Origin of the sequence: Mesorhizobium huakuii (assembly GCF_014189455.1) — a bacterium.
Lineage (GTDB): Bacteria > Pseudomonadota > Alphaproteobacteria > Rhizobiales > Rhizobiaceae > Mesorhizobium > Mesorhizobium huakuii_A.
On the sequence record NZ_CP050296.1, the window covers coordinates 1,629,547 to 1,644,569 of the forward strand.

Sequence of the window (15,023 nt, forward strand, 5' to 3'; positions counted from 1 at the left end):
GCTGGCGGCAATAGCCCTGCCCGCTCCCAGCGCTCAGCCGCGCCCCACAAACGGCATCTTGGTCGCCATCACGGTCATGAACAGCACATTGGCGTCGAGCGGCAGGCTGGCCATGTGGACGACCGCGTCGGCGACGCGCTGGACATCCATCACCGCTTCGGCGGCGATCGAGCCATTGGCCTGCGGCACGCCGACGGTCATCGGCTGGGCCATGTCGGTCAGCGCGTTGCCGATGTCGATCTGGCCGCAGGCGATGTCATAGGGCCGGCCGTCGAGCGCCAGCGTCTTGGTCAGCCCGGTAATGGCATGCTTGGTCGCAGTATAGGGCACCGAGCCCGGGCGCGGCGCATATGCCGACACCGAGCCGTTGTTGATGATGCGCCCGCCCATCGGCCGCTGCTTGCGCATGGCGCCGAAGGCGGCGCGGGCACACAGGAACGAACCGGTGAGATTGACGCCGACGATATCGTTCCAGACCTCGACCGGGATCTCGTCGATCGGCGTCGACTTGTAACCCATGCCGGCATTGTTGAAGAGCAGGTCGACGCGGCCAAAGGCTTCCGCCACAGTCTCGAACAGATCATCGACCTCGCCGGCCTTGCTGATGTCGCAGGCCACCGCCAATGCCTTGGCCTCGGCCGGACCGGCCTCGGCGACCGCGGCGTCCAGCACCGATTTGCGGCGGCCGCAGAACACCGTGTTCCAGCCGGCCTTGAGCAGCGCCGTGGCAACGCTCTTGCCGATGCCCGTGCCGGCGCCGGTGACGATGGCGGTTCTTTCCTCGGTCATGGCAGATATCCTCCGGCAGCGCCGCGCGTGCCCGACTGATTTTCAGGGATTGGCTCGGCAGAAGGCATCGCAAATGACGGCAGCGATGGCAAGCTTAGCCGCCAGGGCATGCCCCAAAAAGTGGAATCCGGTTTTCGGATAGAGCTCCAGCATGGGCCGACAAAAAGGGCGGTCATTGGCGACCGCCCTGATCTGAACCGGGCTTGGGAGGAGGAAAAGCCGATCCGACTGTGTAGAATCATGCGCTTGCTGAGTTAACGAAAGGTTAACGCGGGAAAGACGGCCTGTCCCGATCTGACCCTACCAGCGCGGATTGGGCGAGGTCCCTGCTTTGGCCGGCACCTTGGCCGCCGAAACCGTCGCCTCGACATGGTCGACCAGCGCGTCCGGCAGGCCAAGCCGGCCGGCAAGCAGGTCGAGATAGCCGCGTTCGGCGCGCGTGTCGGGATCGATGGTGAGGCGCGACGCCGTGTAGAGTTCGAGCTTCTGCGCATCGGTCTTGGCCTCCGCCACCAGCGTGTCGAGATCGAGCGGGCTTTCCAGCTCCGCCATCAGGAATTTCTCGGCATCGGTCCCGATCCCCGCAAGGCTGAGCTTGCCGGCGATCTTCTTGCGCTCCTCGTCGTCGACATGGCCGTCAGCCTTGGCCGCCGAGATCATCGCGCGAACGAGCGTCAGCGTGAATTCGTCTTCGCCCTGCGGCGCCTGCGACGGATGGAAGGCGGTGTCCTTGGGCGGCGGCAGCAATTCCGGTTCACCAGCGGCGGGCGCCTGCTCCGGCGGATTGCCGGCCTTATAGTTCTGGTAGGCCTTGTAGGCGAGGCCACCGATCGCGGCCAATCCACCGAGCTTCACCGCGGCACCGGTCACTTCGCGACCGGCACCTGTTCCAAGCAGCACCGCCGCAAGCGCGCCGGCGGCCAGCGGATTGTCCTTGGCCATCTGCACCGCCTGACCCGCCTTGTCGCGGACGGTGCCGCTGGTGCCGGGAATTTGCGAGCCGAGCAGATCGTCGAGAAGCTTCTTGGGATCGAACATTCAGTGCCTCCAGCATGTGCCCGGCCGAACGGGCAGGTTTCGAACGCCGAAGACGTAGGTCCCGAAACTTGACATTGCAATGACAGGACGCCGCTTTGCCGGGGTTCCGTAGCCTGGATCAGGATCCGATATGCGGCCCCTTGCCCCGCGCTTGCGCAAGCTCGACCTGCCGCTGGCGCTCGGCATAGCGCTGGCGGTCCTCGTCGGTACGGGCGTCAAAACAATGCGGGCAAGAGACGCCGGCGGCATATTTCGGCGACGCCAGCTCGCCGGGCGTCAGTGGATGGCGACAGGCACGGCACAGTTCCGCATCGCCTTCGGCGAGACCGTGCGACACCGAAACCCGCTCGTCGAAGACGAAGCACTCGCCTTGCCACAGGCTTTGCTCGGCCGGGACCTCTTCGAGATATTTGAGGATGCCGCCCTTGAGGTGGAACACATCCTCGAAGCCGAGCGACCTGACATAGGCGGTCGCCTTTTCGCAGCGAATGCCGCCGGTGCAGAACATCGCCACCTTGCGGCCTTCGAGCTCAGCCCGGTGCGCTTCCACCCAGGCCGGGAATTCGCGAAAGCTCGCCGTCGCCGGATCGACCGCGCCCTTGAACGTGCCGATCGAGACCTCGTAAGCGTTGCGCGTGTCGATGACGATCGTATCGGGCTGCGAGATCAGCGCGTTCCAATCCGCAGGCACGACATAGGTGCCGGCGCTCGCCACCGGGTCGATGTCCCCGACGCCCATGGTGACGATCTCGCGTTTCAGCCGCACCTTCATGCGGTGGAACGGCATGTCCGCGGCTGTGCTGTACTTGACTTCGAGGCCCGCCAGCCCGTCGATGGCCTCGATATAACAGATCAGCTCGGCGATCGCTGCTTCGCTGCCGGCGACGGTGCCGTTGATGCCTTCATGTGCCAGAAGCAGCGTGCCCTTGATGCCGCGTCCACAGCAGAAGGCTGCGAGCGGCGCGCGCAATTCGTCAAAGGCATCGAGCCGGGCAAACCGGTAAAGCGCGGCGACGCGGACAGGCTGGGATGGAGCGGACGGTGTCATCGCCAGAGCAACTAGACGCTCATGGCCGCCGATTCAAGGCGGAGCGGGTTTCATCAGCCCGTCACCCTGTTTGATAGTAATGGCTGGTATGGTAACCCCGCAACGCGTGACATCGCGACACGCTTGGTTTCGTGGACAGGCAAACACCCGTCTGCTAATCGGTTGAAATCACCCTTAGCTATGGAGAGACAGATGCCCAGCAAGACCGAAAAACTCCTGTCCCTCCTCAACGGCCAGCCGGTCATTCCGGTGCTGAAGATCACTGATGTCGCCAACGCCGTGCCGTTGGCCCGCGCCCTGGCGCGCGGCGGCCTGCCGGCGATCGAGATCACGCTGCGGACCGCCGACGCGCTGGAAGCGATCCGGCGCGTTGCGGCCGAGGTCGAGGAAGCCATTGTCGGCGCCGGCACCATTCTCGACAGCAAGCAGTTCGATGAAGCAGCCAGCGCCGGTTCGCGCTTCATCGTCAGCCCCGGCATCACGCGTGAGCTTCTGGCCGCCGCCGCCGACAGCGAGGTTCCGCTGCTGCCCGGCGCCATCACGCCCGGCGAGATCATGGCCGCGCGCGAGGCCGGCCTGCGCTTCCTGAAATTCTTCCCGGCCGAGCAGTCCGGCGGCATCGCCTCGCTGAAGGCTTTCGCCTCACCGCTGGCCGACGTCAAATTCTGCCCGACCGGCGGCATCACCGGCAAGAACGCCGCCGAGTATCTCAGCCTGCCCAACGTCATCTGTGTCGGCGGCTCCTGGGTTGCGCCCGACGACATGGTCAAGGCCGGCAAATGGGACGAGATCGAAGCGCTCGCACGCGCTGCCAGCCAGCTCCGGAAATAATCGGGTCTTCGCTCACCAGGGCAACGGACCGTTCTCGTCGAAATAACCGCCGGTGGGGCCGCCGGCCTTCAGCGTTGCCAGCTGCACGATGACCCCGGCGGCCTGCTGCACGGTGCGGCCGCCTCTGTGCGCATTGAGGTCCGTCGCGGTGTAGCCGGGTGCGGCGGCGTTGACCATGATGCCGCGCGGCGCAAGCTCCCGGGCGAAGGCAACCGTGATGGCATTGAGCGCTGTTTTCGAACTGCCATAGCCCATGACATTGGGCGACTGGCTGTTATCAGCGGCGCGCGCGATCGAGCCGAGAGAGCTGCTGACCATGACGATGCGGGCGGCGGGCGACGCCAGGAGCAGCGGCAGGAAGGCCTGGGTGACGCGAACCGGGCCGAAGACGTTGACGTCATAAGTGGCCTTCATGTCAGCGATGTTCTCGCGGCTCGGCGGCCGTTCATAACGACCGTCGGGTCCGAGCGCGTCGACATAGCCAGGCGCAATGCCGGCATTGTTGACCAGCACGTCGAGGCTGGATAGCCGCGTCGTCAAGCTTCTGGCCGCGGCCGCCATGCTGTCATCGCTGCTGACGTCGAGCTCGAGCCATTCGACGTCGAGCCCGTCGTTGCGCAACGCCTTTGCCGCGGCCTCCCCGCGCTCGGCATCGCGGGCACCGAGCCAGACCTTGAACCCTTTTGTTGCCAGCCGGCGAGCGGTTTCAAGGCCGATGCCTTTGTTGGCGCCGGTGACCAGCGCATTCATTTTCGTCGTCATGTCCGTGTCTCCTTCTTGGTGACCTGGATATGACGCGCGCCGGCCAGTTTCGCGCGCCGGATACTCGCGTCCTCTTGCCTAATCCTCTCAACTGGTTGCGCGGCGCGCATGGATCGGCAATGCTGAAGACATGGAAGAAGCCTTGCAGGAATTGATCGCCATCGCCGGCCGCCATGCGCATGGGCGGCGCACCAAAACGGCCATCCCGCGTGTCACCATCGGCCGCAGTGAGGTTGCGACCCCGCCATTGCCCGAGCTTTGCCAACCGACGGCGCTGTTCGTGCTTCAAGGGACGAAGACAGTGCTGATCGGCGACCGCACGCTGCGCTATGGCGCCGGCAGCTATTTCGTCTATGCGGTGGAGACGCCCGCCACCAGCCAGCTGATCGAGGCGAGCAGCGCCTGCCCTTACATGGCCATCGCCTTCGCCCTCGATATCGAACTGATCGCCGGCCTGCTTATCGACCACAAGCCGGTAGTCGACGGCGACAGCTTCGTGACCAACCGGGCTGATGACGAACTGCTCGATGCCTGGCGCCGCATGCTGCGGCTGCTCGACCGGCCAACCGAGATTCCCGTGCTCGCGCCCATGCTCGAACGCGAGATCGCATTCCGCCTGCTGCAAGGTCCGCAAGGCGCGAAGCTGCGCCAGCTCGCGCGCGCCGATGGCCGCCTGTCACAGATCCGCCGCGCCACCGCCTGGATACGATCGCACTACAACGAGCTTATCGATGTGACGGAGCTGGCCGCGCTCGCGCATATGAGCAACGCTTCGTTTCACCGCCACTTCAAGGCGGCGACCGCGATGAGCCCGATCCAGTACCAGAAGCAGGTCCGTCTGCTGGAGGCGCGTCATCTGCTGATCGCGGAGCCGGGCAGCGCCGCGCGTGTCGCCTTTGCCGTCGGCTATGAAAGCGCATCCCAGTTCAGCCGGGAATATGCCCGCCATTTCGGACTGCCGCCGGCGCGTGACGCCGCGCGGCTTCTGGCCAGGGGCGAAGCCGCCACCCTGGAAATCGACTGATGCATATCGCCCAAAAGTGGCTACACGCTACCAATGAAAAGCCCGGCCGACTCTCGCCGACCGGGCCAATTCTCCGGATCCTTTCGGTTCCGGATCAGTGGCAGACCTTGACCTGCTCGGTCACCCGATGATGGTGAACCCAATGCGTGACCAGCCTGGTCCTGCAATGATGCCGGCCATTCTTGATGATCACGGTTTCGGCTTGCGATGGAGCGATCGCGGCCGATGCTGCAACCAATGCCAGAACGGATGCCAGTAGAATCTTCTTCATGAATATCCCCAGGTTGGAACGTACGCACACTAACCCGGAAATGAGGGAGCCGTTCCGGCTTCACGAGAAGTTCAGCCGCGTGTGATCCGCAGGATCGCGGCATCGCATCTGCCGTACCCTGAAAAGCAAAAAGCCGCGCCGGTTGCCCTGCGCGGCTTCTGCTTTATCTGGACAGCCGGCTACTTCGTCTGGAAGCGGGCAACCGACAGGAACTTGACGGCGTTGCCGGTGAAGCGGCTGGGGTCTGGCGCCTGGGCGTCGGTCTGGAAACCGGCCGTATAGACCTCGCTCGGCGGCGTATGCACGATATTGTAGGCGTAGCCCGGCGCCGTCGTCGCGCTCGAAACGGTGGCGACGTTATCGCCGCTGGTCAGCGCCCAGCGGGCGGCCTGGGGTGCCGCGGCAACCACCATGGCCCTGGGGCCGGGTTTCTGATCGCGGGCGGTGGCCCTGGCTTCCTTGCGGGTCGTCTTCACACCGGCGCCAATCGCGGCGGCCGGATCGGAACCCGCCGGACGGGCGGCAACCGCCTGGCGCGGCGACGCGGCATTGACATCAGACGGGTCGTTGAAGGCCGAGCGCGGCTCTTCGGCCAGCGACGCAACCTTGTATTCGTCGGCATTGCCGACCTGCTTGTACTCGACGGCATTGCCGACCTGGGCGTTGGCCTCGTCGAGCACGGCCTTGACGGCGTCCGGCTTGGCCGGCTCGGGCCGCGCCGAAGGCAGGACCGAGAACGCATCGGTCGCGGTCTTGCCCTGTTCGGCCGTATCCGCCAGCGCCATCAGCACATCCTTGCTGGGCGGCGGCGCGAGTTCCGCCGGCAGCGTGCGTTCGGGACGCCATGTCGGCACGGGGATGTTGTTGACGGCAACCTGTGCCGGATCGGCCGCGGCAGCCGCCGTTACCGCCACGGGGTCAGCCTTGCCGAAAGGCATGTTCGCCGGCGCCTGCGCGGTCGCCACGGCCTGTTCGGTGGTCGACGTCGCGTCCGCCGTGGCGAACGGAACATTCTCAGGCTGCGCGCCGACATCGACCTTCGGCCGCGGTGCGAAATCGGGCAGCGGAATCTCCTTGGCCGGCAGCGCCGCAATGATCGTTTCCGGCGTATCCTGTTCCGGCTCCGGAGTCTGCTCGTCGGCAATCTGCGGAATGTTGGCGCGCTGCGCCTTCTCCGGCGCGACGATGGCGATGCCCGGCAGGTTGCTGCTCTTAGCGGTCGCGGCCGGCTTCAGGCTTCTCGGCTTGGGCGCGGGCTCGGCGGAAGCGGTCTCGACATCGGCGCTGTCGTCGGCTTCGTCGGAGCCGCCGCCACCGAAGAGAGCAGACAGGAACCCACCCGACTTCTTACCGCCGCCGACACTGGCCATCTCGACATTGGGCGTGCCCGAACCCTTGCGTGCCTTGTAGGCGGCCATTGCCTGTTCATAGCCGGGCAGCGGCCGGCCGTCGCTCGGCACATGCAGCGTCTTGCCATTGGGGAACAGGCTGACCAGTTCCTGGCGGCTGATGCCGGGCCAATGGCGCACATTGCCGACATCCATATGGACGAAAGGCGAACCGGAGGTCGGATAGTAGCCGACGCCACCGCCCTGCATCTTGAGGCCGATGTTGCGCAGCTTCTTCAGCGGCACGCCGGGAATATAGAAATCCATCGCCTTGCCGAGCATATGCTGGCTCTTCTCGGCGACGCCCCGGCTGCGGCTGCGCAGCATCGAGTTGGTCGCCGGCGAACGGTAACCGCAGACGACCTGGATATAGTCGGTGGCGCCGCTTTCACGATAGGCCTCCCAGACCAGGTCTAGCAGGCGCGGATCCATCTTGGTCGGCTCGTTGCGGCGCCAGTCACGTAGGATGATGTTGATCTTGCGCAGGCCCTCGGGATCGTAGCGGCCATTGCGCTTGTACACGATCTCCGCCTTCTCATGCGTGTGGAGGTGGTAGAGCTTCAGCGAACGAACTTCGGCCTGGGCGCCGGTGGCGGCCGCGGCAACAAAACCAAAAGCGACAATCATCGCTGCCAGCCATCTCGGCCAGACGCTCAAATGATCATGACGCCCGTTTCTGAGTCGTTCGATTCTGTTCAAATCAAAAGGCCTTGCAGGCTGCCGTTTGTCCCCGGATTTGCCCAAACGGATGTGTCGTTTTCACATCCGAATATCGATCCTAATGGTTAATCATCGCTTATTGAAGCCGAAATGCGGTAACACCATGGCGATATCCCGTCAAAAATTGTTCACAAGACTTCTTGGTAAACCGCTGGTTTAGATCAGGATTCCGGCTTTGGCCGAACACGATCTGTTACCGTTAGCCTTAATGCGTGAACAGAGCTGTCCACAGGCTTGCCATATTCCAACCGAAACCCCCGATACAGGGCCAAATCTGGCATTGCAAGCTGGTCCGGGCCTTGCGGCGGGAGCGTGATCCCGATTTTCGGAAGAGATCAAACGCTCCCAAGGTGTGTTGAGATTCAGGTCAGGCCGAGTCGAAAATGGTGGGTTCCGAGAACCGGAGCGGAGCGTACTTGAAGTACGTGAGCACCGGAAGCGCAGGGAACCGCCGTTTGCAGGCCGGCCTCACCTGAATATCAACACACCTTAGGAGGCGAGACGATCGACGCGGCCGGTTTCCGGATCGATACCGTATTCCTTGAGCTTGCGGTAAAGCGTCGAGCGGCCGATGCCGAGGCGGCGCGCGACTTCGCTCATCTGGCCATTGTAGTGATCGATGGCGAGCTTGATCATCTCGAGTTCGACGTCGGCCAGCGCCCGCACATTGCCGCGTTCGTCGAGCGCCCGCAGCGTGCCGAATCTGGGCTGGAGCACGGCCGGCCGATCCGGCTCGGCCAGCGGAGCGGTATCGCCGGCTGGGACCTCCTCATCGCGGAGCCCTGGAGGCGACACAAAATGAGGTGCTGTGTCGTCCGTTTCGAGATTGACGGTGCCTTCCACCTGCGCCCGGATCTGCGGAAAGTCATCGACGTCGAGCACATCGCCGTCACACAGCACCGAGGCGCGGAAGACGGCGTTTTCGAGCTGCCTTATGTTGCCGGGCCAGTCATAGGCCTGCAGCACGCCAAGCGCTGCCGCCGAAATGCCTTGCAGGCGATGGCGCGGATCGGCAGGCGCCACCTTCTCCATGAAATGCGTGACCAGATGCGGAATGTCGTCGCGGCGGTCGCGCAACGGCGGCACGAAGATCGGGTAGACGTTGAGCCGGTAGAACAGATCCTCGCGGAACTTGCCGTCCTTGACCTGCTGCAGCAGGTTGCGGTGCGTCGCCGAAATCAACCTGATGTCGACCCTGACGGTGGCGCGGCCGCCGACCGGATCGACCTCGCCGTCCTGCACGGCGCGCAGCAGCTTGACCTGGACGTCGAGCGGCAGATCACCGATCTCGTCCAGAAACAGCGTGCCCGAATGCGCCTCGACGAACTTGCCGGTGTGCTTGTCGGTGGCGCCGGTGAACGAGCCTTTCTCATGGCCGAACAGGATCGATTCGACCAGATTGTCGGGAATCGCGCCGCAATTGACGGTGACGAAGGGTTTCGAGCGGCGGTCGCCGCTGCCCTGGATGGCGCGCGCCACCAGCTCCTTGCCGACGCCGGATTCGCCTTCGATCAGGATCGGGATGTTGGATCCGGCCGCTTTCTGGCCGAGGCGGATCACCCTGTCCATGGCCGGACTGTGGGTGATCATATCCTTGAAGGTCAAAAGGCCGCCGCGCTTGCGCGACGTGCGTTTGACCTCGCCCTCGACCGCCTCGACCTTGAGCGCATTGGCGATCGACGCCTGCAGCCTGTCGGGTGAAGCCGGCTTGACGACGAAATCGAAGGCACCGTGGCGCATCGCCGACACCACGGTTTCGATGCCACCCTGGGCGGTCTGGACGATGACCGGAACGGTGATGTCGCGTTCACGCATCGCCTTCAGCACGCCGATGCCGTCGAGACCGGGCATGACCAGGTCGAGGATGACCACGCAGACGTCGCGGGCACCAGTCCCGTCAAGCACTTCGAGGCCGGCGGCACCGCCGTCGACGACGATTGCCGTGTGGCCGAACCGCGTCACCGCCGCCTCGAGCAGCCGGCGCTGCACGGGATCGTCATCGACTATGAGTATGGAACCTGTCATGACTGTCTTGAACTGCCCGCGCTCGAAATCCCCATGGATCATCTTGGCACAGGGTTCTAAATAAGGTTTCAAAAAACCCGGTGAACGAATTCCTTAGGATTTGACCGGCTTCCCTGTTCCCCCTGATTCTGCTGCTTGATTCTGACCCCATAATTCACAGAAGGTATTGTCGATGCGCATGATGTTTGGTCGGCGGCTTGCGGCACCGGCGTCCGGTCAGGGCGCGGCCGAGCTTGGCGATCTGCCGGAATGGAACCTTGCCGACCTCTATGCCGGCATGGAAGCTCCGGAACTGAAGCGTGACATCGCCAAGGCCGCCGCTGACGCGATCGCTTTCGAGACCCGTTGGAAGGGCACGCTCGCCGCCGAGGCCGGGCGCGGCGGCGCCGGCCGGCTGGGCGAGGCGCTGGTCGCTTACGAGAGGCTGGAGGAACTGATCGGCCGCATCGTCTCCTATGCCGGCCTGGTCTATGCCGGCAACACTGCCGATCCGCAGCGCGCCAAGCTCTATGGCGACATCCAGGAGAAGATGACCGACGCCAGTGCACATCTTCTGTTCTTCGCGCTCGAACTGAACCTGATCGAGGACGCCGCGATCGAAAGTGCGCTGGCCGCCGATTCCGCTTTCGGCCACTACCGGCCCTGGGTGCTCGACCTCAGAATGGACAAGCCATACCAGCTCGAGGACCGCGTCGAGCAACTTTTCCACGAGAAGTCGATCACCGGACGCGGCGCCTGGAACCGCCTGTTCGACGAGACGATGACCGACCTTCGCTTCCACATCGATGGCGAGGAATTGACGCTGGAGCCGGCCCTCAACCGCCTGCAAGATGCCGATGGCGAAGTGCGCCGCCGCGCCTCCGAAGCCTTAGCCGCGACCTTCCGCAAGAGCCTGCGCACCTTCACGCTAATCACCAACACGCTGGCCAAGGACAAGGAAATTTCCGACCGCTGGCGCGGCTTCGAGGACATTGCCGATTCCCGCCATCTCGCCAACCGTGTCGAACGCGGCGTGGTCGATGCCCTCGCCACCGCGGTGCGCGAGGCCTATCCGCGGCTGTCGCATCGCTATTACGCGATGAAGGCGCGCTGGCTCGGCATGGAGGTGATGAACCACTGGGACCGCAACGCACCGCTGCCGGAGACGCCGCAGGCGGTGATCGGCTGGGATGAGGCCCGGAACACGGTGCTGTCCGCCTATCAGCGCTTCTCGCCCGAGATGGCCGAGATCGCGCGCACCTTCTTCGACCGCAACTGGATCGACGCGCCGGTGCGCCCGGGCAAATCGCCCGGCGCCTTTGCCCATCCGACCGTGCCGTCGGCCCACCCCTATGTGCTACTCAACTACATGGGCAAGCCGCGCGACGTGATGACGCTGGCGCATGAGCTTGGCCACGGCGTGCATCAGGTGCTGGCCGCCGGCCAGGGCGCGCTGATGGCCTCGACGCCGCTGACGCTGGCCGAGACGGCGTCCGTCTTCGGCGAGATGCTGACCTTCCGCTCGCTGCTGGAGCAAACCACAGACCGACGCGAGCGCAAGGCCATGCTCGCCCAGAAGGTCGAGGACATGATCAACACGGTGGTCCGCCAGATCGCCTTCTACGAATTCGAGCGCAAGGTGCATGCCGAGCGCCGCAACGGCGAACTGACATCCGACAGGCTCGGCCAGTTCTGGCTGGAAGTGCAGGCCGAAAGCCTTGGACCTGCGATCAAATTGCGCGAGGGCTACGAAGTGTTCTGGACCTACATCCCGCACTTCATCCACTCGCCCTTCTACGTCTATGCCTATGCTTTCGGCGACTGCCTGGTGAACTCGCTCTACGCTGTCTACCAGAACGCCGAGCGCGGTTTTCAGGACAAGTATTTCGAGATGCTGCGCGCCGGCGGCACCAAGCATCATTCGCAGCTTCTGGCGCCCTTCGGGCTCGACGCTACCGATCCCGCCTTCTGGCAGATCGGGCTCGGCGTGATCAGTGGCCTGATCGACGAACTGGAATCCCTCGACAGCTTAGATGCCTCTCGCATGGGCAGAACAGTTTAGCCGGAATGCATGTTGGGATCGCACTATTCTTGCGCTAAATATTTGTTCTTGAAGAACTCTAGGCAGAAGTTTTTCCCATAGCTTTCCACAAGCTCTATGATAGCCTTCGCTCAAGCTCAGCCGGAGCGCATGCGGATCGGCGAGGGAAAATCTCAGCCGGCCGTGACGCTCAGGCGAACGCGACAACGGCCGTTGGCCTTGGGCAAGCAAAGCCGATCGCCGACAGCTCGAACCGAAGCCGGCTGTTCTGCGAACCCGCGGAACCATCATCGAGTAGTCCATCGCCGAAGGTCATGACCCACGGCAGACGGATCTGACTGGAGAGAGACAATGGGCACTTTTTTCTACGTGGTCCTGGCGTTCCTGGTAGGCGTGTTGGTTGGCTGGTTCATCTGGGGTCGCCTGCGCGGTGAACTCGACAGTCTGCGCGGCGACCTCGACCGCACCCGCAGCGAGCGCGACAGGCTGCGTGCCGACAGTGACCGGTTGACCGGCGAACTCAGTGCATGCGGCAAGACCCGCACCGACCTCGAGCGCCAGTTGCGCGAGGCGCAGGCCTCCACGGGTGGCGGAGCAAAGGCCGCCAGTCAGCCGCCGGCAGCCCTGTTGTCGACGCCGGCCGCGCCAAGTCCGCTCCGGCGGCAACCAAGGCTACGCCTGCCAAACCCGCCGCGAAGGCAGCGCCGGCGAAAACCACCGCCGCCAAACCCGCCGCGGCCAAAACCGCCGCGACAAAGGCAGCGGCTCCAGCCAAAACCGCCGCGAGCAAACCAGCGGCCTCCACAGCCTCGGCAGCCAAGAGTTCCGCCGCGCCCAAGCCGGCAGCCGCCAAGACGGCCGCACCGGCTGCAGCCAAGCCAGCGGCGGGCAAGCCCGACAATCTGCGCCGGCTGATCGGCATCGGCCCGGTCAACGAGAAACTGCTCAAGGGGCAAGGCGTGACCACCTTCGCCCAGATCGCCGCCTGGACCCCTGCCGACATCGAGCGGATCGAGCACGCCCTGCAATTCGGCGGACGCGTCGAGCGTGAGCGCTGGGTCGAACAGGCGAAGCTGCTGGCTGCAGGCAATGAAGCGGAGTTCGCCAAGCAATTTCCGAGCGCGGGAACCTCCAGCAACACCTGAACGGTGAACCAGGACCACAGCCGGCGGCGCCATGGCGCCGCCGGTTTGTTTTGCCGGCAAGGTTGACCCAGAGGTCGGCCCAAAGGTCGGCCCAAAGGTCGGCTTTGAGGGGCAAGGTGCCGTTCCCTCGATTGCGCGCGGGCGGCCCCCCATATAGAGCGATCAACGGCTTCATTGACCGCAGCACCCGAGTCCCATGTCCCTGCCCGCCGCAATTTTCCGCAACGACGAAAGCGCGCGCCAGCTGGTTTTCGAGCGGCCGGCCGACATCATCGTGGCGCATGGGGCCCGGGATTTCCGGCCGGCGCTGGAGGCAGCGCAGGCCGCGCACGACGCCGGCAAGTGGCTGGCCGGCTATTTCTCCTACGAGGCCGGTTATCTGCTCGAACCGAAACTCGTTCCCTTGCTGCCGAAGGGACGTCGCGCGCCGCTCATCTGCCTCGGCGTCTTCGATGCTCCGGCCGAAGAAGCGGTGCCGCCGCGCAATGCAGCGGCGACCAACGGCCCGATCTTCGATGCAAGGGCAGCCTGGTCGTTCGAGGACTACGAAAAACGCTTCTCGCGACTGCACCAACACATCAGGCAAGGCGATTGCTACCAGGGCAACCTGACCTTTCCGGTGCAGGCGCAATGGTCCGGCGATCCGCTTGCCGCTTTCGACGCGCTGACCGAGCGCCAACCGGTGAAGTACGGCGCGCTGGTCGCGCTCGGTGACCCGATCGTGCTGTCGCGCTCGCCCGAACTGTTCTTCGAGATCAATGCCGCGGGGATGATCGAGACGCATCCGATGAAAGGCACTGCACCGCGCGGCGCGACCAAGGCAGAGGACGAGCGGCAGAAGAATTTCCTGCGCAATGACGAGAAGAACCAAGCCGAGAACCGGATGATCGTCGACCTCCTGCGCAACGACATCTCGCTGATCAGCGAGGTCGGCACGCTGGAAGTGCCGGAACTGTTTCGCATCGAGAGCTACCCGACCGTCCACCAGATGGTGAGCGACGTCAGGGCGAAGCTGCTGCCGGGCCTCACCATCCGCCAGGTCTTTGCCGCGCTGTTTCCCTGCGGCTCGATCACCGGCGCGCCAAAGATCCGCGCCATGGAGATCCTGCACGATCTGGAGGGCACGCCGCGCGACGTCTATTGCGGCGCCATCGGCTGGATCGCACCCGGCGGCACGATGCGCTTTTCCGTGGCGATCCGCACCATCTCGCTCTTTGCCAGCGGCGAGGCCGTCTACAATGTCGGCGGCGGCATCGTCTTCGATTCGACGCCTGAGGAGGAGTATCAGGAGTGTCTGCTCAAAGCCCGCTTCGCGACGGGGACACCGCCGATTTCGAGTTGATCGAGACCATGCGCTGGCAGCCCGAGACGGGCTTCCTGCGCTTCGATCGTCACCTTGCACGCCTCTATGGCTCGGCGGCGGAGCTTGGCTTTGCCTGCGATCCGCAGAGAGTGGGCGCCTTGCTGGGCAAGGCGGTCGATGGCTGTCGAACCGCCATGCGCACGCGGCTCGCTTTGGCGCGCAACGGCGAAGCGACGGCCTCGGCACAACCCTACGAACCGCTCGCCGCCGACAAGGTCTGGATATTGCGGCTGGCGCGGACGCGGCTCGATTCGGGCAATATGCTGCTGCGCCACAAGACCAGCCGGCGCCAGCTCTACACCCATGCCCGTTCCGAATATCTCGTCACCCAGGCCGACGAGGTGATCCTGGCCAATGAGCGCGGCGAAATCTGCGAAGGCACCATCACCAATATCTTCGCCGATTTCGGCAACGGCGTGCTGGCAACGCCCCGGCTCGATTGCGGCCTGCTGCCTGGCGTATTGCGCGCCGCGCTTCTGGATGAAGGCCGCGCCCAGGAAGCGATCTACAGGTATGACGATCTGAAGTCGGCCAAGGCACTCTTTGTCGGCAATTCGCTGCGCGGCCTGATTCCCGCAAGGCTGGTGTGACCAGGAGAA

At 64.4% G+C, this 15,023-nt stretch carries 12 protein-coding genes and 1 pseudogene; 6 read left to right on the forward strand and 7 right to left on the reverse strand.

Annotation, left to right across the window (positions count from 1 at the left end; translation table 11 throughout):
* Positions 1 to 33 precede the first annotated feature (33 nt).
* The 3 genes from HB778_RS07970 to HB778_RS07980 all read right to left on the reverse strand — a co-directional run bounded on the left by HB778_RS07970 (position 34) and on the right by HB778_RS07980 (position 2,875).
* Positions 34 to 789: an SDR family oxidoreductase gene (locus HB778_RS07970; protein ID WP_183462835.1), complete on the reverse strand. Its 756-nt coding sequence runs from the start codon at positions 787 to 789 to the stop codon at positions 34 to 36.
* 300 nt (positions 790 to 1,089) lie between these two features.
* Positions 1,090 to 1,827 carry a tellurite resistance TerB family protein gene (locus HB778_RS07975; RefSeq protein WP_183462837.1) on the reverse strand — a complete coding sequence of 246 codons (738 nt, stop codon included), beginning with the start codon at positions 1,825 to 1,827 and terminating at the stop codon, positions 1,090 to 1,092.
* A gap of 118 nt (positions 1,828 to 1,945) precedes the next feature.
* Complete coding sequence (locus tag HB778_RS07980; RefSeq protein WP_183462839.1) at positions 1,946 to 2,875, reverse strand: rhodanese-related sulfurtransferase; 930 nt, start codon at positions 2,873 to 2,875, stop codon at positions 1,946 to 1,948.
* A 192-nt stretch (positions 2,876 to 3,067) separates the two neighbouring features.
* On the opposite strand from HB778_RS07980, the gene HB778_RS07985 reads away from it, so the two are divergent.
* Positions 3,068 to 3,706, forward strand: coding sequence for a 2-dehydro-3-deoxy-phosphogluconate aldolase (locus HB778_RS07985; protein WP_183462841.1), 639 nt, complete (start codon positions 3,068 to 3,070; stop codon positions 3,704 to 3,706).
* A 12-nt stretch (positions 3,707 to 3,718) separates the two neighbouring features.
* On the opposite strand, the gene HB778_RS07990 is transcribed toward HB778_RS07985, so the two are convergent.
* Positions 3,719 to 4,468, reverse strand: a complete 750-nt coding sequence (locus tag HB778_RS07990) for an SDR family oxidoreductase (RefSeq protein WP_183462842.1) — start codon at positions 4,466 to 4,468, stop codon at positions 3,719 to 3,721.
* Between the two features lie 130 nt (positions 4,469 to 4,598).
* Between HB778_RS07990 and HB778_RS07995 the strand changes: the two genes are divergently transcribed.
* Complete coding sequence (locus HB778_RS07995; protein WP_183462844.1) at positions 4,599 to 5,492, forward strand: AraC family transcriptional regulator; 894 nt, start codon at positions 4,599 to 4,601, stop codon at positions 5,490 to 5,492.
* A 94-nt stretch (positions 5,493 to 5,586) separates the two neighbouring features.
* Here the strand turns inward: HB778_RS07995 and HB778_RS08000 are convergent, their stop codons facing one another.
* The 3 genes from HB778_RS08000 to HB778_RS08010 form a co-directional block, all read right to left on the reverse strand.
* Complete coding sequence (locus HB778_RS08000) at positions 5,587 to 5,763, reverse strand: hypothetical protein (RefSeq protein ID WP_183462847.1); 177 nt, start codon at positions 5,761 to 5,763, stop codon at positions 5,587 to 5,589.
* Positions 5,764 to 5,942: 179 nt separating this feature from the next.
* Positions 5,943 to 7,778: a DUF882 domain-containing protein gene (locus HB778_RS08005; RefSeq protein ID WP_183462849.1), complete on the reverse strand. Its 1,836-nt coding sequence runs from the start codon at positions 7,776 to 7,778 to the stop codon at positions 5,943 to 5,945.
* A 582-nt stretch (positions 7,779 to 8,360) separates the two neighbouring features.
* Complete coding sequence (locus HB778_RS08010; protein ID WP_183462851.1) at positions 8,361 to 9,896, reverse strand: sigma-54-dependent transcriptional regulator; 1,536 nt, start codon at positions 9,894 to 9,896, stop codon at positions 8,361 to 8,363.
* Between the two features lie 172 nt (positions 9,897 to 10,068).
* On the opposite strand from HB778_RS08010, the gene HB778_RS08015 reads away from it, so the two are divergent.
* The 4 genes and pseudogenes from HB778_RS08015 (at position 10,069) to HB778_RS08030 (ending at position 15,014) form a co-directional block, all read left to right on the forward strand.
* Complete coding sequence (locus HB778_RS08015) at positions 10,069 to 11,937, forward strand: M3 family oligoendopeptidase (protein ID WP_183462853.1); 1,869 nt, start codon at positions 10,069 to 10,071, stop codon at positions 11,935 to 11,937.
* A 330-nt stretch (positions 11,938 to 12,267) separates the two neighbouring features.
* Positions 12,268 to 13,061 (forward strand): annotated as a pseudogene (locus HB778_RS08020) (proton-conducting membrane transporter).
* Between the two features lie 196 nt (positions 13,062 to 13,257).
* On the forward strand, positions 13,258 to 14,403 hold the full coding sequence (locus HB778_RS08025; protein ID WP_183462856.1) for an aminodeoxychorismate synthase component I: 1,146 nt from the start codon (positions 13,258 to 13,260) through the stop codon (positions 14,401 to 14,403).
* Positions 14,352 to 15,014, forward strand: coding sequence for an aminotransferase class IV family protein (locus HB778_RS08030; protein WP_183462858.1), 663 nt, complete (start codon positions 14,352 to 14,354; stop codon positions 15,012 to 15,014). The genes HB778_RS08025 and HB778_RS08030 overlap by 52 nt, the downstream gene beginning before the upstream one ends.
* The last annotated feature ends 9 nt before the right edge of the window (positions 15,015 to 15,023 follow it).